Source organism: Ekhidna sp. (assembly GCF_965247405.1).
Classification (GTDB): Bacteria; Bacteroidota; Bacteroidia; order Cytophagales; family Cyclobacteriaceae; genus Ekhidna.
Map to the genome: position 1 here is coordinate 2,822,742 of NZ_OZ252014.1, position 20,545 is coordinate 2,843,286.

The 20,545-nt window shown below is 40.1% G+C and carries 17 protein-coding genes; 6 read left to right on the forward strand and 11 right to left on the reverse strand.

Annotated elements, in window-relative coordinates; genetic code table 11:
- Window positions 1-12 precede the first annotated feature (12 nt).
- From ACP14Y_RS12815 to ACP14Y_RS12840, 6 genes are all read right to left on the reverse strand, one after another.
- A complete protein-coding gene (locus tag ACP14Y_RS12815) occupies window positions 13-1,377 on the reverse strand; it encodes a sensor histidine kinase (protein ID WP_424963358.1) in 1,365 nt (454 codons plus the stop codon).
- Window positions 1,367-2,749: a sigma-54-dependent transcriptional regulator gene (locus ACP14Y_RS12820; RefSeq protein WP_424964437.1), complete on the reverse strand. Its 1,383-nt coding sequence runs from the start codon at window positions 2,747-2,749 to the stop codon at window positions 1,367-1,369. The genes ACP14Y_RS12815 and ACP14Y_RS12820 overlap by 11 nt, the downstream gene beginning before the upstream one ends.
- 112 nt (window positions 2,750-2,861) lie before the next feature.
- Window positions 2,862-4,322, reverse strand: a complete 1,461-nt coding sequence (locus ACP14Y_RS12825; protein ID WP_424963359.1) for a TolC family protein — start codon at window positions 4,320-4,322, stop codon at window positions 2,862-2,864.
- On the reverse strand, window positions 4,319-5,653 hold the full coding sequence (locus ACP14Y_RS12830) for an HlyD family secretion protein (protein WP_424963360.1): 1,335 nt from the start codon (window positions 5,651-5,653) through the stop codon (window positions 4,319-4,321). Before ACP14Y_RS12830 ends, ACP14Y_RS12825 begins: the two co-directional genes overlap by 4 nt.
- Window positions 5,653-7,815 carry a peptidase domain-containing ABC transporter gene (locus tag ACP14Y_RS12835; RefSeq protein WP_424963361.1) on the reverse strand — a complete coding sequence of 721 codons (2,163 nt, stop codon included), beginning with the start codon at window positions 7,813-7,815 and terminating at the stop codon, window positions 5,653-5,655. Before ACP14Y_RS12835 ends, ACP14Y_RS12830 begins: the two co-directional genes overlap by 1 nt.
- On the reverse strand, window positions 7,812-8,489 hold the full coding sequence (locus ACP14Y_RS12840; RefSeq protein WP_424963362.1) for a TetR/AcrR family transcriptional regulator: 678 nt from the start codon (window positions 8,487-8,489) through the stop codon (window positions 7,812-7,814). The genes ACP14Y_RS12835 and ACP14Y_RS12840 overlap by 4 nt, the downstream gene beginning before the upstream one ends.
- 394 nt (window positions 8,490-8,883) lie before the next feature.
- Between ACP14Y_RS12840 and ACP14Y_RS12845 the strand changes: the two genes are divergently transcribed.
- From ACP14Y_RS12845 to ACP14Y_RS12855, 3 genes are all read left to right on the forward strand, one after another.
- On the forward strand, window positions 8,884-10,131 hold the full coding sequence (locus ACP14Y_RS12845) for an efflux RND transporter periplasmic adaptor subunit (protein WP_349564750.1): 1,248 nt from the start codon (window positions 8,884-8,886) through the stop codon (window positions 10,129-10,131).
- A 57-nt stretch (window positions 10,132-10,188) separates the two neighbouring features.
- Window positions 10,189-10,899 (forward strand): ABC transporter ATP-binding protein, encoded by a 711-nt coding sequence (locus ACP14Y_RS12850; protein WP_349564748.1) that lies wholly within the window; start codon window positions 10,189-10,191, stop codon window positions 10,897-10,899.
- Window positions 10,900-10,996: 97 nt separating this feature from the next.
- Window positions 10,997-12,301, forward strand: coding sequence for a TolC family protein (locus ACP14Y_RS12855; RefSeq protein WP_424963363.1), 1,305 nt, complete (start codon window positions 10,997-10,999; stop codon window positions 12,299-12,301).
- On the opposite strand, the gene ACP14Y_RS12860 is transcribed toward ACP14Y_RS12855, so the two are convergent.
- The 5 genes from ACP14Y_RS12860 to rsfS all read right to left on the reverse strand — a co-directional run bounded on the left by ACP14Y_RS12860 (window position 12,302) and on the right by rsfS (window position 17,381).
- Window positions 12,302-13,321: a bestrophin family protein gene (locus ACP14Y_RS12860; protein WP_424963364.1), complete on the reverse strand. Its 1,020-nt coding sequence runs from the start codon at window positions 13,319-13,321 to the stop codon at window positions 12,302-12,304.
- Between the two features lie 10 nt (window positions 13,322-13,331).
- The gene (locus tag ACP14Y_RS12865; protein WP_424963365.1) at window positions 13,332-14,033 is read right to left on the reverse strand and encodes a hypothetical protein; all 702 of its coding nucleotides are present in this window, start codon (window positions 14,031-14,033) and stop codon (window positions 13,332-13,334) included.
- Window positions 14,034-14,097: 64 nt separating this feature from the next.
- Entirely contained in the window at window positions 14,098-14,883 is a 786-nt protein-coding gene (locus tag ACP14Y_RS12870; protein ID WP_424963366.1) for a UDP-2,3-diacylglucosamine diphosphatase, read from the reverse strand.
- Between the two features lie 3 nt (window positions 14,884-14,886).
- Window positions 14,887-16,953 (reverse strand): ATP-dependent zinc metalloprotease FtsH, encoded by a 2,067-nt coding sequence (gene ftsH / locus ACP14Y_RS12875; RefSeq protein WP_424963367.1) that lies wholly within the window; start codon window positions 16,951-16,953, stop codon window positions 14,887-14,889.
- 50 nt (window positions 16,954-17,003) lie between these two features.
- The gene (gene rsfS / locus ACP14Y_RS12880; RefSeq protein ID WP_424963368.1) at window positions 17,004-17,381 is read right to left on the reverse strand and encodes a ribosome silencing factor; all 378 of its coding nucleotides are present in this window, start codon (window positions 17,379-17,381) and stop codon (window positions 17,004-17,006) included.
- Between the two features lie 44 nt (window positions 17,382-17,425).
- Between rsfS and ACP14Y_RS12885 the strand changes: the two genes are divergently transcribed.
- The 3 genes from ACP14Y_RS12885 to ACP14Y_RS12895 all read left to right on the forward strand — a co-directional run bounded on the left by ACP14Y_RS12885 (window position 17,426) and on the right by ACP14Y_RS12895 (window position 20,437).
- A complete protein-coding gene (locus ACP14Y_RS12885) occupies window positions 17,426-18,184 on the forward strand; it encodes a biotin--[acetyl-CoA-carboxylase] ligase (RefSeq protein ID WP_424963369.1) in 759 nt (252 codons plus the stop codon).
- A 90-nt stretch (window positions 18,185-18,274) separates the two neighbouring features.
- Entirely contained in the window at window positions 18,275-19,582 is a 1,308-nt protein-coding gene (gene ahcY, locus ACP14Y_RS12890; RefSeq protein WP_424963370.1) for an adenosylhomocysteinase, read from the forward strand.
- A gap of 264 nt (window positions 19,583-19,846) precedes the next feature.
- Window positions 19,847-20,437 carry a sigma-70 family RNA polymerase sigma factor gene (locus ACP14Y_RS12895; protein WP_350207688.1) on the forward strand — a complete coding sequence of 197 codons (591 nt, stop codon included), beginning with the start codon at window positions 19,847-19,849 and terminating at the stop codon, window positions 20,435-20,437.
- Window positions 20,438-20,545 lie beyond the last annotated feature (108 nt).

The following is a 20,545-nucleotide window of genomic DNA, read 5'->3' on the forward strand; positions in this document are numbered from 1 at the left end:
ATGCCAAGCTATTTAGCTCGCAAACTTAAGTAGAAACTCAGTGCCTTCACCGATTTGGGACTTTGCGGTTATGTTACCTCCGTGCTTTCTCATAATTTGTTTAGACAAACTCAAGCCTATGCCAGACCCATTTTTCTTAGTGGTAAAGAAAGGGATGAAAATTTTCTTTAAGGCCTCTTCTTCAATACCGGTACCATTGTCAGCCACAGAAATAAATGCTCCACCTCCTTCGCTTGGCATGGCAGTGATGGTGAGTGATTTGTTTTCTTTTTCTGTTGCAGCCAGAGCCTGGATTGCATTTTTGACCACATTGATGACTACCTGTTCAATTTGCTCTCGATCGATGTTGACGGTTAGGCCGGGTTTGACAGAGCAATTCACCTTGATATTTGATGCTTCGATATCCGGCTTCAGTAATACCAGAATGTGCTTGATCATATTCTCCACTTCATGACACTCCAGATTTGGATGCTTGATGCGCGTCATATTTCTAAAATCAGAGACAAACTTTATGAGACTTTCGCTTCGGTTGTGGATGGTTTTTACAGACAAGTAGAAGTCTTCAATAGTGTCGTCCTTGATTTGATTGACATCCGAACCATTCTTAAGAAAATCATCAAGATCAGCCTCCACGGTTGCGGCTAAGGATGAAATGGGTGTTACAGAGTTCATAATCTCGTGCGTTAGTACCCGAATCAGATTCTGCCAGGCCTCCATTTCCTTTTCTTCCAATTCCGACTGAATGTTTTGAATGGAGATTAGTTTAAAAGCTTTTCCCCTTAGTGATAGCTCAATGGCGTAAACTGCCAGTTGTACCTCATCTTCATTTTTAGTGATTTTCACCATGTCCCTACCGCCAGTTCGCAACTCTCTGATTGTGGTTTCCAATTCCTGATGATCTCGACCAATTTGCTTGATGTTTTTAATCATCTTAAGCCCCAGTAATTTTTTGGCAGCATTATTCATGATCTGTACTTCACCATCAGCATCGAATGTGATGATGCCTATACCAATGTGCTGAACAATAGTCCTTAGATACTGGTGTTGGGCTTCCTTGTCAGCCCGTATTTCTCTAAACTTCCGGAGAATCTCATTAAACTCATGGTAAAGCGAATCTCTGCTGGAGCCGGTTTTTCGCTCTGGGTAGGTATTTGTAAAATCATCGTAATGAATACTTTCCAGAAAATGAGTAATCTCACGATTTGACTTTTCCAGAAAATGATATAGATAATAGGCCTGGAAAGCGCCCAGGCAGAAAACCAGAAACTTTGTGAAGAAATACGACTCTGAATAATACAGATGCGTAAATAAAAACATGGTAAACAGGAGCAAAAGCAACCTGGTGATCAACTGAAATCTAAATGACTTATAAACCATGCTTTTCTAGTCTTCGGTACAATGAAGCACGTGTTAGTCCTAGCTCTTTTGCCGCCTTTGAGATATTACCCTCATACTTATTCACCACTTTTTGAATGGTCATTTTTTCCATGTCTTCCAGGTTATAAGAGTCAGGTTCCAGCGAAAGGTTGCTGTCTGGCTTTTGAGAAAGAAAGAAAAAATCTTCGGGCATGAGTTGCGAGTTGTCACTCATAATAATTGCCCGCTCAATTGCGTGCTGTAGTTCACGTATATTTCCTGGCCAGGGATATTTCTGAAGTTTGTTAACGGTAGAAGAAGCCACCCCATCAATGGTTTTTCGGTATTTGCCGGCGTACATTTTCACGAAATGATTGGCAAGCATTTCCATATCCTCCATGCGTTCTCTTAATGGAGGTAGGTTGATTTCCACTGTATTGATTCTATACAACAAATCCTGCCTGAACGTATTTTCATTTACCATTTCGTAAACAGGCATATTCGTAGCGCTGATCAGCCGTATATCAACAGGGATCTCCTGATTGCTACCGATTCGGGTAACTTTTCGGTTTTGAATGGCCGTGAGCAATTTTGATTGTAAAGGCTGGCTCAAATTCCCAATTTCATCCAAAAACAGTGTGCCTCCAGACGCTACCTCAAAACGACCAGCCCGATCCTCTTTGGCGTCAGTGAAAGAACCCTTTTTATGCCCAAAAAGCTCGCTTTCAAATAAAGACTCAGTAATGGCACCCATATCCACACCAATGAATGGCATGTCTTTTCGTTGAGATTTTTCATGGATGGCACGTGCGATCATTTCCTTGCCTGTACCATTCTCACCGAGGATAAGCACGTTAGCGTCGGTTGCAGCTACTTTATCTATAAGCTTAAATACCTTTTTGATGGCATCACTTTCTCCGATGATGTCTTTAAAAGCTTTGCTGCTGTCGGCCTGAAGTGTCTTGCTTGTTTGTTTAAGCTTAGATACCTCTTTCCTGCTATGTTTTAATTTGGCTGCACTTGACAGGGTAGCAAGAAGCTTCTCGTTTTGCCATGGTTTAAGAACGAAATCCGTTGCACCAGCTTTTAAGGCCCTCACAGCCATCTCTACGTCTCCAAATGCCGTAATAAGAATTACTACTGCTTCCGGATCTTTCTCTAAGATTTGCTCCAGCCAATAAAATCCTTCTTTTCCACTGGTCGTATCCTGACTGAAATTCATATCGAGCAGGATTACATCAAAGCTATCGTTGTTGAGAAGAAAAGGGATTTTGCGAGGATCTTTTTCGATCACTACTTCCTTAATGTGTTTCTTCAGCAACATTTTAGCTGCCAAAAGCACATCTTCATCATCGTCGATTATGAGTATTTTATTTATTTCTTCTTCCACTATTTTATCAGGTTATGTAATAAGAATTGCTACAACTGTGCCAAGGAACAAAAAGAGTTAACCTGGCTTTAATTTGGACTAAAGCTAGTTAATAACTGTTCGAAAACGAACATAATTATTGAGTATTTGTCACAAAACCGAACATATTGGAAAGGCCGAGCATTGGAAAGCCTACGACGTGGTAAAATTCAGCTTTGCTTTTTTCCCATTTAGTAAAAGCTTCGAAATAATCGGTTTGTGCTTCTATGTATTTATCCTGCTGGATGTTCAGTTTGAAAAGGTCGGTTTCCCCGTTTTGAAGGTTGATGATTTCGGCATCCAGAAGTCTGCGATAATTGTTGGAAACTCCTTGATACTGGACTAACAAATCCTGGAACGCTACGCTTTGAGCGTAGGCTCCCAATACTTCATTTTTGAGTTCAACCTGGCTTTGGGCTAATTGAAACTCGTTGCTTTGAAGCTTTAATTGCGTTTGCTGAATTTTTCCTCGCTCTTTCCTCAGCAGAATCGGGAATGAAAAATCGATACCCATTTTATAATTATCACCTATTTCAGGAGACTTGGTATCAAACTCAGGATTGATCGGAGCATCAATGAATGAGTAGGAGAGGTCAATTTGTGGTTTGAGGCTTTCTTTGGCCCATCGCATATCGGCATCTAGTTGGTTTCTTTTACCTTCTAGTTTGGCTATTTCCGGATTGCTTGTCATCGCGAACGATATGGCCTCTTTCACTTCAGTGTCCTGAGGAGTAATAAAAAGTGACGAGGAGTCAGGCAGAACGTTTGGTTGCAGTTCGAGAGGCACCAAATTTTCGGACCAAAGGTGTTTTGCCAGATTCAACTTCGCAAGCTCATATTCCAGAGTAGCCTTACGATAATCAACGGTTCGTTTTTGAAAGTTGATTTTAGCTTGCAGGGTGTCAACAACAGCTGCTTCACCAAACTCATAATCAATAAGTGTTCGATCAAATAGATTTTGAGCCAGGTCGATGGCCTGACGCATCAGTTCTTGCTTTTTGCTGGTCATATACCAGTTCCAGTAATCCTTGATGATCATGAAAAGAATCTTATTAACCTCCTTGGTTTGCTCTGCTTCTGCTATTTGAGAAAATGCATCTGCTTTTCGAATGGCATTTCTGCGCTCGTCAAAGAACAGCCCTTTACCTATGGGTACCGAGACACCTATAGCAATTTGTTCAAAGTCAGTTTCAGGTGAAATGAAATTTTCCGGATTCAAAAATTCCCCACTATTTCTATTGAACTCGACTTTAGGATCCACGCCTATCCATGTTGGGATTTTAAAAGAGGTGTTTAAAAGGTTATAATATTCTTTCTCTTTAAACTCTTTCAGGTTGTAATCGGCTTCAAGCTTGGGATCCATATTTCCACGCGCCTCTCGCAGCACAGCTTCGGCTGTTTCTTCAAGTAAGTTGGCTTGTTTTACCACCGGGTGATAGGATAAGGTCATTTTTATCATATCTTCCAACGAAAGGTAGGTGGTGTCAGATACCTTTAGTGAATCCTGACCAAATGATACATTGGTAAGTAATATGAAAATGATCGAAAGCCTTTTCATTTCTTTTCAGCGTTTTCAGGTACTTCCCCATCTTCATAGATCATAGGCGGGAAACCATTCATCTGACGCCAGATTTCATACCAGATAGGTACATTGTTTAGCATCACCCACCCTTTTATGCCTGATCCTAGCCGCAGTTGTTCAGGCCATGGCTCGTCTTCAGGGTCTGGCTTTACCAGTATTCTAAACATGCCGTTTTTACTCTGCACACGATCAATTATGGCTACTAAACCTCCGAAGGTTCCCACTGAAACATTTGGCCATCCAGAAAATTGCAATGCGGGCCATCCATCGAACTGCACCCTCACTTTTTTTCCTTCTTCGATCAATGGAATGTCCATTGCCTTCACATACATCTCAACAGCTTTATCTTCTGACTCTGGAAGGATCGTTGCTACTGCATCACCTTCTTTAATGGTCTCGCCAATACCTACCTTGATGGCTTTTACCACATATCCGCTTTGTGGAGCAATGATCTGGTATTGCTGCTGCCTGATGCGTACATTGGAAAGCTCATTTTCCATTTTTGAGATCTCAGCCATGGTTTCATTGAGTCCGGAAATTGTTTCATTAAGATTTGATTGAGCCTTACTGATTTTATCTGTGTAATCCGCTTCTATTGAGGTTAGCTCAAGTATAGCATTGGCCAGGTCTGCTTTTCGCTGCAGCCACTCATTTTCGGCTTTCAAAACCTTAGCAGCACTCATCTGAAACTTAGATTCTATTTCCTGAAACTTGGTTAAGGTAATGTTTCCGGCATCATATCGATTCTTATTACGCTCGAAAATACTAGTGGCATTTTCATAGTTCACCTGCTCAGCAACAAACTCCAAACTATCTGCCTGCAGCTTAAGCTTGGCTTGCTGTAGTTTATTTTTGGCCTGACTCGTTTTTGCAACCAAAGCATTTTCCAGGGCACTGATTTGGTTTCTTAAAGCCCTGACCTTGTTTGTCTTCGCATCTCTGGAGTTACGCTTTGCGTCTAGTTGTTCTTCTATCCGCATGATTAGATCTGGGTCAAAAAATTTGTCTTTGATCTCAGTAATACTCAAAAGTGTATCTCCTCTCCTTACAAAATCACCTTCAATGATGTGCCAGTTGGTTATTCTTCCAGCAATGGCAGACTGCACCAGCTGGGGTCTGTTCTTAGGGCTTAGGGCCGTTAAAGTTCCTTTCCCTCTTATATTCTGCTGCCATGGCAAAAACAATACAATAATTAGCACTGCTGTTAATACGATCAGTACCTTGGCCACCGTTCGTCCGACACCAGGCGTTTTTAATGTCCTGAGCGAGTACAGGTGGGTTTCGGAAAGTTTGTCCAGGTGGTCCATTAGTAGATCTCTTTAATGATTTCTTCTTTTTTGATCAATTCGTCAAAAGCTTCAAGTGCTTTCATTTCACCATTTTCGAGGTATAAAACCCGATCACAAGCGGCCATAACCAGTGGGTCATTGGAGACCACAATCAACGTCCACTTTTTTTCTTCTCTGGTCAGCATTTCAATTAACTTCAGCCGCTCTGCTTTAGTGAAATTGCTGAAAAAGTCATTGAGGATCAGCATGGCAGGTCGCTTTGCCAGGCATCTAGCGAGTATCAACTTGTTAACAAAGGAGGACGAAAAACCTTTTCCGGCACTGAGCATTTCGGTGTGTAGTCCATCTTCCAGCGCATTTATTTCTTTCATTAGTCCCACCTCTTTTATTGCTTCAATAGCATGATCAACATCCGATGTGGGCTTACCTACAAGAATGTTTTCCAATACAGAACCTTCAAAAATATCTTCCTGCGATACATTTTTTCCTATTCGATCTCTGATATAGGTGGAATCCAGATCTTTGAGAGATAAGTCATTGTAAGTGAGAATTCCCTCATAATTTTGGTGAATACCGGCAATAATGTTAGTGAGTGTTGTTTTACCTGCTCCACTTCCGCCACTTACGCAGAGCGTTCCTCCTTTTGGAATTTCTACATTTAAGTGGCGTAGAGAAGGCTTCTTCGATCCCGGGTAGGTGTATGAAACATCTTCCAATTGCACATTTAACCCTTCAGTCATTTGAGAGTGAGGGATATCAATACCTCCGGGTCTTTCGAGTGGTAGATCGGTCACATGAGAGATTTTGTCCACAGCCGTCAGCATGTCATAGACTACATCCATATACATGATGATCTTTTCTACTGATCCTAAAACCAAAATGATGATCACTTCTGAAGCCACAAACTGACCCAGGGTGATCTCTCTTTGTACCACTAATATGGTTCCGAGTATCAACAGGCCTCCCGTTACAATTGCTTTGAAAAAAAGAATAAATGAATATTGAGAGATCAGCACCTTAAAATGTGCACTTCTGTTTTTCAAATAATTGTTTACATAGTAGTCTGTTTTCTTTAGGGGTAAAATGGTGTTTCCCGCCAACTTGAATGAATAAAGTGTACGTGCCATCTCCTCCAGCCAGTAGACTACCTTGTATTTATATTTGGACTCCTGAATGGAGCTTTTCAAACCTTTAGGCCCTGTTAGATAAAAGATGAGAAATAGCAGCCCTAACAACCCAAGTCCGAAAATGATGAAGAAAGGGTGATAGAAGGAAAGAAGAAGTAAACCAAAAAGGATTTGAATAACGCCCGTAGAAAGGTCTATCAGAAGCTTAGGTAATCCTTTTTGAAGTGTCAAAACATCAAAAAACCGGTTCATTAGCTCTGGCATATGAAGGTTTAGAACCGATTCCATTTTGATTCGGGGGACCCTAAAGGCAAATTCAAAAGCTGCCTTTGTGAACACCCTCCGTTGGAGGTATTCCACCACAGTGATTTGAAGCACCTGTAACACACCGGTACCTAATACACCAAGAATTATCAAAGTGATAAGTAAGTAGACGGAGCTAAATACCACACCACCTGAGATTAGCTCTACGGCTGCTTGAATTCCCAATGGAAGCGTCAAACTCACTAAACCGATTAGCGCAGCATAGACATACACATAAAAAATATCTTTCCTATCAGCTGATAGTAGGTTAAATAACCGTTTGACGGGAGTGAGGAGTGAAGCATCACCCTCTGCAGTGAAACTTTGATAGGCAAAGCTGGTCAAAGTAAAAATTTCACCGTTTGCATTAGTTGAGAAATTTATCTGCTGAAAATCGGGTGTTCTCAGCTCTTTCAATTGCCCTGTTGGAGTGATGAATTCAAGGATGATATCCTTTTTCCTCTTCCGGATAAATGCTGGATGAAAACCATCTTGCTGAATAAAAACAATGGTAGGTGAAGCCGTATCTGAGATAAACTCATATAGCGTGTCTCGCTTCATGTATTTCTCAAAAAGTACAATACCACTTTCGTTTCCTGCCTCTATCAGGTCTCTTTGAAACTCAGACAATTCATCGTCCTCGTAGAATCTTGAAATGATATCTACTCTTTCCAGTTTTGATATATTTAGATCGATATCAAGCTTGGTCGCACATTCTTGTAGACATCTTATGATTTGCTGATTGTTCATTTCTTCAGAGTGTTGAATATTAGTGTTGAAAGGAATTCGAAGTTTCTTTCATAGATATCTTCATCATTTTTGATTTCTGAAAGCTTCGGTAGGTGTTTAGCAAAAAATATCTGCTGATGTGCTGCTTCCAAACATGTGCTTGTTAGAGATCTGGGATACTTAAAGTTGGGATTGATTTCATTCATATATGAAGCGATTGTCATGCAAAGAGACTTATAACCTTTAAACAAGCCCTCTTTATTAATCTTATCCACGTTTTTGGTAAGGTATGTTTTGTCTGACTCGCTGATGACTATATGCTGAAGTACACTCTCACTAATTCCGGGGAAGTTGTCGTCATCCTGGAGTTTATTTGTTATGAAGCGAATAGCTATTTGTAGCTTTTTCTCAGGAGAGGAAATATTATGCGTTTCGAATGTAATCCTGTATTCAATGTAGTTCCAGTACCAGGCAATCAGGTAAACCAATAATCGGTGTTTGTTTTCAAAATAGCGATAAATGGATGCTTCAGTAGAATTAATCCTGATAGATAGCTTCTTAAATGTAAAAGATTCAAAACCAATCTCATCGATGAGAAAGATGCTCTCCTTAACAATCTTTTGTCCCAGCTCAGTAGTCTGTGGATCCCTCAGGTAGAGGGCAGGATTTAATTGAATTTGAAGTTTTGCTATCATCTACTTGTATTTCACTATCAAATATAATAGTAATGCTATCATAACGAATGAAATTCTTATTGGTTTAACATTTTTTTTTCAATTGAACTTTTACTAATATTGAAGTCATTAGTCCTTTTTATTTTGAGTTTTTGACCTTTGGGTTCAGGTGTTAGTCCTCCTGAACCTTTTTTTATGCCCTTCGCTCAAGAATTCCCCTGAAATTCCAGCCCACATTTTCCCGTTTTTTAAAATTAGTGATCGATTACGAACACTTTTCTGTACTATTTTGTACATCCAAATCGCTGGAATATTGGTAAAAATGCATGTAAGTACCTGTTATATAGTCATTTACAATTAATGGCATTCTTATTGGCACTGTGGCTGATCGAAACCTAAAACGACCAAATTGTCAATGGACAGAAAGATTAAAAAGAAAAAGTGGACGCCTAAGAAGATTGCGATTTATTGTGCATCAGGACTACTCGTAGTTTTCATTGGATATAATTTTTTCCTGTCTGGTGGAGGTACCAGGCTCAATGTTGAGCGTAATAAAATCAATATTGCGAGTGTGATCGAGGGAGATTTTCAGGAATTTATCCCAGTAGATGGAAATGTGTTACCCATTAAAACCATCCGTCTGGATGCAATTGAAGGAGGCGTGGTTTCCAAAAAGCATTATGACGGGGGTATTCTAGTTGAAAAGGGTGATACTATTCTCGAGTTAGCCAATAATGCACTCATTCAAAGCTTTGTTAGAGAAGAAACTCAAGCATTCATTCTTGTAAATAATGTAGAGAATACCAAGCTTAACCTTCAAAGGAATCAATTTGAACTTAGAAGAAATCTAAATCAGCTTGACTATCAAATTGATGCGGCCAAAGATGCCTATGAGCGCGGGAAAAAATTGTTCGATGATAGCATTATCTCAGAGCAAGAGTATTTAAACCTGAAAAGGGAGTACGATAGACTGGTTGACAACCGACGTATCCAAATCGAGTCTAATAAGTTTGATTCACTTGCATCAGTAACCCAGATACGTCAGGCAGAAGCTACGCTAGTGAGAACCCGGGAAAATCTGGAGATGATCAAACGAAATCTGAATAACCTTTATATCAAAGCACCGATTGATGGAAGACTATCCACTGTTGATGTGGAAGTGGGGGAATCAATCGCTCCCGGACAGAACATCGGACAGATAGATGATTTAAATGGATTTAAGGTTCGTGCAACTATTGACGAACATTATATATCTAGGATATATGCGGGATTGAACGGAACATTCACTTTTGCTGGTGATGATTTCGACCTTGAGATCACAAAAGTGTATCCTGAGGTCAATAACGGCTTATTTGAAGTAGATATGGCTTTCGATACGATTCCAAATGGAATCCGTAGAGGACAGACGCTTCAGATCAGATTGCAGCTAAGTGAGAATATTACGGCTGTACAAATCCCGAGAGGAAGCTTCTATCAGACCACAGGTGGAAACTGGATATTCGTGGTGAATGAGGACGAAACAGAGGCGGTTAGAAGAGATATCAGGCTGGGTAGACAAAACCAGCGATACTACGAAGTTGTGGAAGGATTGCAACCTGGGGAGAAAGTTGTTGTCTCTTCTTACAGAGGATATGAAGATAAGGATATTCTTGTCATAAAGTAACCTAACAGAAAACGAAAAGTATTTAAATAGAACCCAAAAGACTAAACTCAATAAATCATGGAAAACGCTAAAGCTTTAATTAAAACGAAAGATTTAAAGAAATTTTACTACACGGATGAGATCGAGACGACAGCTCTTGCAGGAGTGAATCTGACGATCAAAGAAGGCGAATTTGTAGCCATCATGGGACCATCAGGTTGTGGTAAGTCGACACTACTCAATATAATAGGACTATTGGACAACCCATCAGAAGGGGAGTTTCATTTTACTGATCTGGAAATTTCCGGATATAAGGAGCGTCAGCGAGCTGACCTGAGAAAAGCGAACATTGGATTCGTATTTCAGAGCTTTAATCTGATCGATGAGCTCACTGTTTTTGAAAACATTGAACTACCATTGATCTATTTGAAGTACTCTGCGTCTGAGAGAAAGAAAAGAGTGGAAGAGGTAATGGAGCATATGAAAATTATGCACAGAAGAAATCACTTCCCTCAGCAACTTTCTGGCGGTCAGCAACAACGTGTGGCTATTTCCAGAGCGGTTGTGGCTAAGCCGAAGCTAATCCTTGCGGATGAGCCGACTGGTAACCTGGACTCTGCAAACGGACAAGAAGTGATGAACCTACTTACTGAGCTGAATGAAGCTGGGACTACAGTAATCATGGTGACTCACTCTCCGGTGGATGCAGAATACGCTCACCGAGTAGTACACTTATTTGATGGCCAGATCGTATCTGAAAACATCAATGCAAAAGAAGCTTTAGTGTAATTCTCTTCATACTTACACAGATCAGTTCCCCACCTATCCGGTTTTGGGTAGGTGGGTGCACTGTGATTCGTGAAAACCTGAAATGACCTTTTATACCATGCGAAAATTTATTTTCGGAATCATATTATTATTAGGAGTTGCTGTTACGGCCCAAGATTCTGTGAGAGTGCTGACACTGCAGGAGTGTATAGATATGGCTAGCAATAGAAATCTAACTATCAAACAAAACCAAAATAACTTGTTTGGTGCTCTTTCTAACAAACGTCAGGCATATTTTAATTTTCTGCCAAATCTTAACGCAAGTTATAATTATCAGATTATTGATGGTTCGGCAATTAATAACTCGGGCCAGGTTGTGAACTCAACAAGTAAACGATCTAGCCCCAGTATTACCTCTAACGTTATACTTTTCAATGCTTTTGCGAATCATCACTTGCTGAATCGTAGAAGACATGAGTATGAGTCGTCTAGGTATCTATTGGAGGATAGCAAGATCACAATTAAAGCTACGGTATTACGAAATTATCTCAATGTATTGGTAGATACAGAAAATGTAAGAATATCAGATCAACGACTTGAGTTTCTTGAAGAACAGCTTGAACGGGAAAAAAAGCGAGTGTCAGTAGGAGTTGGTAATCTTGAAACAGTCTATAACTTTCAGTCTCAGGTAGCTAATGAAAGGTTAAATAATGTAAACCTTAAAAATCAATATCAATCGGATTTATTGGCCTTGCTCCAATCTATTCAAATAGAAAATTACAGCGGGGTTCAGATTGCTCCTTTAGAGGTTGATGATGTTGAAATATTAATAGAATATGACTCTTATGATATAGTGATGGATGAGATTTTGGAAAACTCATTTCGTCTTAAAAGTGCGAATGAAAGTAAAATTGCAGCTCAAGCCCAGTTAAAGCAGACTAAAAGCTCCAGATATCCATCTCTCTCAGTTTTCGGACAACATCAAAGAAACTACGCATCAACATCAGATGTAGAGTATATAAATCAGCTTCAAAACAACACTACAAACTTTGCTCAAGCAACCATAAGTATCCCAATATTTAATAGGTACCAAATACAGAATAGCATTGATAATTCTAAAGTAGCTATGCTCAATGCCAGGCTTCAAAATGAACAAGCTATACTAGATGTTACAAATGCCGCTCAGCGCGATTACCTCGATTTAGTTTCTGCACAGACTTCTTTTAAAACAGCGCAAGAAAACTACGAAGCGCTAAATCAAACATTCGAATTTATTAAGAAGCGTTTTGAAACAGGAAATACCGACTTCTACTCGTACCTCGAAAGCTTGAATAACAAGAACAGAGCCGAGGCTCAACTGATCAATGCGAAGTATACGATTGTGCTGAGAAAGCGAATCCTTGACTTATATCGAGGTAAATAATTACATCAGAATATTATTTACCGGAGGTGTAACTTCCGGTAAATCTTTCTCATCCAACATTTCTCTCAAATCCACCTCTATCACTTGAGATATATTGGTAATCGGCACATCATTCGCCCCTCCTTGAAAGGGATTTTCTGTCGATTCTCCAATGCGTTCCATGGTTTTAAACACCCATGAAACCAGCGTAGAGAAGGGAATGGTTAGCCAAACAAAGTGATCGCCTAGTTTGTCAAACTCGGTTAGCATTCCGAAAGGAAGAAGAATGACAAATAGCCAGACAAAGTAGAGATTGAGCGTAGCAAATTGTCGTGGATATGGAAAATTTTTAATCCGTTCACTCTTTCCCTGATCGTCATAAAACGCTTTGAGCATGTTCTCCATTTCCATGTGTCGGAAATCTTCTATGTATCCTTCCTCTAGTAAAAATCTTAGATCTTCTGATTGCTTGGTGATGATTTGAGTGGCTTTGTTTTTCTTACTGAGTATGTATTTGAGTTCAGCCGGAGAAAGGTATTTCTTCAGTTCATCTTCCATGCTGATCTCCTCTTCAGGAACTTTGAAGTAACGCTTATATTCTTTGTTGTAACTATTATCCATGTATTCCCAGGCTTTGGGCTGCCTGAGTTGATGCCTGAGTGCAGTGAGCCATCCCAGATGACGATAGATGATCCTTTTATGGATGGACTGCAAGTCGTTTTCTGATAATTTTTTACTTGCATGAATATTAGTAATGAAATCCTTAACCATAATCCCCCATGTTCGACTGTTATTAATAATCGAACCCCATATTTTTCGAGCCTCCCACATGCGATCGTAAGTGGCATTATTTTTAAAGCCTACAATAAATGCTACGGCTGTACCTATCAAAGCAAGTGGGAGCCAGGGAATACTCAGCCATTTAAGATCCAACAGCGCGTACAAGGCGGTGGGAATACTTGAAATAAAAATAAATTTGAAAATGTCTCTGCGAGTCCAGATGATGGCCTCAAGTAATCCAAAGTTTTTTCCAGCGTGCATAATCAGCTAATTATTCTATTAAATTATAGAAAGTAAGCGTTCTTTCATTGATTATCAGGAAGCGATCTCCGATCTTCAGTATACCATCAAGTGAAGATGTTGGTGTTTTACGATCATTTATGAGTTGTCCTGAAACAGGATTGATTTGCAGTATTTTGTCAGAAGAGAAAAGAAATAATTTCCCTTGGATCAATTGCATTGTCAATAGATTATCGAGAACGATAGAGTAAAGTATGCCGCCAAACTGGTCAAAGGTATGCAAGCCATTGCGGTGAGCTACAAACAAGATGTTTTGGTAGGCTTGCATCCTTTGGATTGAATCCCCTATGCTGACCTGAACTTCGAGAATTAAGTTTTTCCGTGTTGGGTTAATCTTTTTTAAGCGTTGGGGGTTGTTTTCGGCGATCCAGAAATCACCGTCTGGTGCAGGACATGCCATCATACCGAGTTGGATTCCCAAATCACTTAGCGGGTAGTTTTTCGGTACAGTAGAAAATCGATCAAGAATGGTGATTTGTTGATTATCAAAATAAAACAGAAAGGGTTTCAAGTTATTCTGAACATCAATGAGCGTTATAGAGGAAGCGTTGGATAGTGAAAAATTCTCAAGCAAATCACCCTCTGAATTATATTTGATTAATCCGCCATCTGAAAACCCAAGGTAAAAATCGCCTAGATAATCGACTGAATAGGAGGTAGGCGTTTTTACCATTTGCACTTGTTTGATCTTTTCCCAACTCTGCGCCTGTAAGAGAAATGGGTAAAAAATCAGAAGACTAAACCTCAAAAACCTTAAGTGTCGCGTTGGTACCATCAAATTCAAGGTAATTGCACTGAGTGATCCATTCTCCTAAATTAAAGTATGTGGAGTTATCATCTACAGGCAGTTCCAGCGGAAGGTGTCGATGGCCGAATACGTAATAATGATGTGGGGATGATTTTTGAATTTGCTTACAGTAAGTCAGCAGACGTTCATTTTCCTCACTGGTAAATTTTTCTTTTTCTGGCGCTACCCTGCTTTTTTTACTCCAATAATTGGCTAATGCAACACCAATGTCAGGGTGAACCCATTTAAAAAGCCACTTACAAAAAGGGTTGGAAAATATTTTCTTGGTGATTTTGAAAAATCGATCACCGGGACCAAGCCCATCGCCATGACCGAGGTATAGTTTTTTATCACCAATCTCCAAGACAATGGGTTTGTGATATACCGGAATATCAAGTTCTTCAGAAAAGTAGTTTTTCATCCAAAGGTCGTGATTGCCAACAAACAAGTGGATGGCTACACCTCGATCCTTCAATTCGGCCAGCTTGCCTTGAAATCTGATAAAACCTTTGGGAATAACATGCGAGTATTCAAACCAGAAATCAAATACATCTCCCAACAAAAAAATGGCTGAAGCATCTTTTGACACATGCTCCAACCATTGGATTATTTTTCTTTCACGTTTTTGACTTTCTTCTTTGTTGGGCATACCCAAGTGAAAGTCACTTGCGAAGTATATTCTCTTACCTGAAGGTAGCTCCTTATAAGAGCTGATCAGCTCCGGATTTACCTTCATTGTTTACTCACTTTTGTCCGCAGACTCTTCTTTTTCTACCGCCTCTTTAACATCGCTCTTCACTTTGTCCAGATCTTCCGGCTTATCATCTTTTTTCTTGGCGTCCTCTTTTTCCTCCTCATCTGCTTCGCCATTGGTGAAAGCATCATAAGTTGTCGGGGTTTTAAAAGGTCGTTTACCAATCAAACCTTCAAGATCAGATTGGAAAATAATTTCACGCTTTAATAGCTCTTTAGCCAGTATTTCCAGTTCTTTTTTCTTAGAAAGTAATAACTCCTTGGTGTGGGCGTAAGCCTTATCGATTAGCGCCTTTACTTCTTTGTCAATCAATTCAGCTGTAGCGTCTGAGTATGGTTTAGTGAAATTATAATCGGATTGTTTTGAATCATAGAATGAAACATTACCGATTTTATCATTCATACCATAAACGGTTACAATGCTGTAAGCAAGCTTGGTGATTCGCTCCAGATCACTTAAAGCCCCAGTGGAGATTTTTCCGAAAATGATATCTTCTGCGGCACGACCTCCCAAGGCCATGCACATCTCATCAAACAGCTGCTCGGTCTGGTAAAGGAATTGTTCTTTAGGTAAATATTGAGCGTAACCCAGAGCCGCAACTCCACGAGGAACGATACTCACTTTTACCAAAGGATCGGCATGCTCCAGAAACCATCCTGCTACGGCATGGCCAGCCTCATGATAGGCAACAATTTTTTTCTCTTCCGGAGAAATCAACTTGTTTTTCTTCTCTAAACCTCCGATCACCCTGTCAATGGCATCCTGGAAGTCAGTCATGTCGACTTTTTTCTTATCCTTCCGAGCTGCGATGAGGGCAGCTTCATTACAAACATTTGCAATTTCAGCTCCCGCAAACCCTGGCGTTTGTGCTGCTAGTTTTCTGGTATCTACATCTTTTGAAAGCTGAATAGGTTTGATGTGTACCTTGAAAATAGCTTCTCTTCCGACGATATCCGGCTTGTCAATACTGATCTGACGATCAAACCTTCCTGGTCGAAGTAGTGCTGAATCCAATACATCAGGTCGATTTGTAGCTGCCAAAATGATAACTCCTGCATCTGTTGAGAATCCATCCATCTCTACAAGGAGAGAGTTAAGCGTATTTTCTCGTTCATCGTTTGAGCCTGGCATCTGGCCTCTACCTCGAGATCGGCCAATCGCATCGATCTCATCAATAAAGACAATACAAGGGGCTTTTTCTTTCGCCTGCTTAAATAGATCTCTTACTCTTGCGGCTCCAACACCTACAAACATTTCAACGAAATCTGACCCTGAAAGCGTGAAAAACGGCACAGCTGCCTCGCCTGCAACAGCTTTGGCTAGCAAGGTTTTACCAGTTCCCGGAGGGCCTACAAGTAGAGCACCTTTTGGAATTTTGCCACCGAGTTTAGTGAACTTACCAGGGTTTTTGAGGAATTCGACAATTTCTCTGATTTCCTCCTTTGCTTCTTCCAATCCTGCAGCATCAGCAAATGTAATCTTCACTTTATTCTCCGCATCGAACAATGAAGCTCTGGATTTTCCGATATTGAAAATTTGACCACCGGGCCCACCGCCTCCGGTCATTCTTCTCATCAGGAACCAAAACCCAAAAATCAACAAGATCAGGAAACCCCAATTGAAGAAGATATTGGTATAATCTCCTCTTTCAGTTACCTCGTAATCAAATCGCTGATCTTCCGGAATGTCCTCCATCAGTTCCTCAAAGTCTCTTGCAAACTTTTCTAAACTGACAATTTCAACCATATAATGAGGGCCTCCGCCTCCATCAAGAATACTTCTATTCTGTTCTAGCTCAATTTTATATTTGGTATTGCTCAGCGCCTCCGGCTTAAGCGTAATTTCAATAAAATCTTGATTTTTTATTAAGACCACTTTTTGCACATCATTGGATCGCACCATCTTCTCAAATGATCGAAATGTGGTAGTTACCGCTCCACTATCGTTTGAAAAAATTGTTAATCCAATTACCAGCGCAAGCAATCCTCCTATAAGCCACCCCTGAAATCCGGGTCTTGGCTTTGGTGCATCTTTTCTCTTTCTATCGGGCATTCTTTTTTCCTCCTGTAAGTTTCTGTTTAGCTAAACGAGGTGATCTGTTATTAGTTCTCTTCGATGCGAGTAATTTTCGCGTCTCCCCACAGCTCCTCTAATCCGTAAAAAATTCTTTTTTCTTTATTAAAAACATGAGCAACTACATCTACATAATCCAATAATATCCACTCTTTGTTTTGTTGTCCTTCACGTTTCCATGGATTTTGCTTGGAGCGTTTATGTATTTGCTCTTCAATTGAATCTGAAATAGCGTCTATTTGGGTATCTGAGTTTCCGCTGCAAATAACAAAATAATCAGCAACCGCATGCTTTACATCTCTCAAATCCATTACCACAACATCATGGGCTTTTTTATCCAACATCCCTTCTACAACCCACTCACTCAATACTTCTGAACTGATGTCTTTACTTATTTGCTGATTCACTAATAGTTAACAATTAATTTTGCCTCAAATTTACATTAATTCTATTGCATAAAATCTTTGCCAAACCCTTATTCTTAGGTAAAAAAGTGGTTTTCCTGCCACAATGTCACTCCACTAATGATGAGTTGGCAACATTAGCCAAAAACTCCAAAGAACCTGTGGGGCTGGTATTGTACACACATGACCAAACAAAGGGTAAGGGGCAGAGGGGCAATATATGGGTAGCGGAACCGGGAAAAAACATGTTAATTTCTGTGCTTCTCCGACCTGTTTTTTTGGATCCTCAAAATCAGTTTTATTTAAATCTGATCACTGGGTTGGCAATCATAGATGTACTCAAAGAATTTATCCCAAGCGATTTCACTTTGAAGTGGCCAAATGACGTTTATGTTCAGGGCAGGAAAATAGCTGGGATTTTGATTGAAAACAACATGCGAGGCAGCACGCTGGACTCGTCTATTGTTGGTGTGGGACTGAATGTAAATCAGCAGGCGTTCGCTTTACCTAAAGCAACATCAATGATGATAGAAACAGGAAATAGTTTCAGTCTAAACGATGTAATGGAGCATTTTCTGCTCAAACTTGAAAAATGGTATTTGAAGTTGAAGACTGGGGATAGAGATACTATTCTGGATCACTATCACCAACTACTGATGTGGAGAGGAGAAAAACGAAATTTCAGGCGTGCAGATTTGGAGTTCTACGGTGAGATCGTAGGGATTGATCAACATGGCAGATTGGCTATCAACCATGATGGAAGCCTTCATTATTATGGGATAAAGGAAGTTGAGTTTGTTGGATAATAGTAAATTCCATCACAGAACTATTATGATCTATAAGGGTTATATCTTTGCACTCCCAAAAAAAGAATCAAACAAGAAATAGTTAGATAAATGAGCGTTACGACAGAAAAGTACAAAGTAAAAGACATTGCCCTGGCCGACTGGGGAAGAAAAGAAATTGAGCTTGCTGAGGCAGAGATGCCTGGTTTGATGGCTCTTCGTGAAGAGTATGGAAAAGAGAAACCGCTTGCAGGGGCCAGAATTGCCGGATGTCTTCATATGACGATCCAAACGGCCGTTTTGATTGAGACACTTGTAGAGCTTGGAGCAGATGTAACCTGGTCTTCTTGCAACATTTTCTCTACTCAGGATCATGCTGCCGCAGCTATCGCGAAAGCAGGCGTTCCGGTATTTGCATGGAAAGGGATGAATGATGAGGAGTTTGACTGGTGTATTGAGCAGACGTTATTCGCATTCAAAGACGGCAAGCCATTGAATATGATTTTGGATGACGGGGGAGACCTAACCAACATGGTGTTGGATCAATATCCAGAACTAGTAAATGATATCAAAGGTCTCTCTGAAGAAACCACTACCGGCGTTCACAGACTGTATGAGCGAATGAAGAAAGGGACTCTTCCAATGCCTGCAATCAATGTGAATGATTCAGTGACCAAGTCAAAATTTGACAACAAATATGGTTGCAAAGAGTCTTTGGTGGATGCCATCAGAAGAGCAACCGATGTAATGCTTGCTGGTAAAGTGGCGGTGGTTGCTGGATATGGTGATGTAGGAAAGGGCTCGGCTGCTTCTTTGAGAGGAGCCGGTGTTCGTGTGATTGTTACAGAGATCGATCCAATTTGTGCGCTACAGGCCGCCATGGATGGATATGAAGTGAAGAAAATGACTGATGCAGTTTCTCGAGCTGATATCATTGTAACAGCCACAGGTAATAAAGATATTATCAGAGGTGAGCACTTTGAAAAAATGAAAGACAAGGCGATCGTCTGTAACATTGGTCACTTCGATAATGAGATCGATATGGCATGGTTGAAGAAAAACCACGGCGATTCTCATGTTGAGATCAAGCCTCAGGTAGACCTATATAATGTGAATGGAAATGATGTTATTGTATTGGCTGAAGGAAGATTGGTGAACCTAGGTTGCGCAACCGGTCATCCATCTTTCGTAATGTCAAATTCATTTACAAACCAGACGCTTGCTCAGATTGAGCTTTGGAAAAATCATGAAAATTATGAAAATGCGGTTTACATGCTTCCAAAACATTTGGATGAGAAGGTAGCAGCTCTCCACCTGGCTAAGATTGGGGTTGAACTTGATTCGCTCACCAAAGATCAGGCAGAATACATTGGCGTTGAGGTTGAAGGGCCATTTAAGCCAGAATATTATAGATACTAAAACGATTTTTATCAAAATGAAAGGATTCTTCTAATAAGGAGAATCCTTTTTTTGTTTATCTGCAAATAGACTGCCTCATTGGCAGGTTTTTGGGATTGGCAGGCTTTTGGCGTATTTTATATGTGTTTGTAAGACTGTCGGGAGGCGAACAATCGACGGTGAAATAAGTTCTAAATGTGAAGTTTACGTAAAGAATGAACTTATTTAGAACAAATCTAAAAAAGGCACGTATATTGATGTACATACACACAAAATGTGAAGAGAATGACCAATCAAGTTGAGACACCAGTTAAAAGATCATATTCAGAAGCTAAGAAAGTACAAGTCTTTGACGGGGAATTTATGCCTCATATTGACTCCATGTACAATTTCGCATATCGCCTAACATTTGATGAGGATGATGCGAAAGACTTGGTTCAGGATACCTACATGAAAGCATATCGCTTTATCAACTCTTTTCAGGAAGGAACGAATGCTAAAGCATGGCTCTATCGTATTCTAAAGAACAGCTTCATCAATGATTACAGAAAAAAAAGTAAGCAACCGGCTAAGGTTGACTATCAGGAAGTAGAGCAATTCTATAATTCTGAAGATACCCCAAGCAATGCGACAATTGATCTGCGTTTAGAGACGACAAAAGATATGATTGGCGATGAAATAAGCAATGCGCTGAACTCACTCGCTGTTGATTTCAGAACGGTAGTGATACTTTGTGATCTTGAAGGTTTTACCTACGAAGAAATGGCCAAAATTTTAGATATCCCGATAGGTACAGTGAGATCAAGATTGCACCGGGCAAGAAATCTTCTGAGAGAAAAGCTAGGTTCATACGCTTTGTCTATGGGATACAATTGATCCGGAACTATTTTTATCAACTCACCATTCCATACATAATACAAAAAACAACATTCTTGAAATGTCCGATTGTCCCGATTGTGGTTGCAGTGATTTTGATAAGTGCCT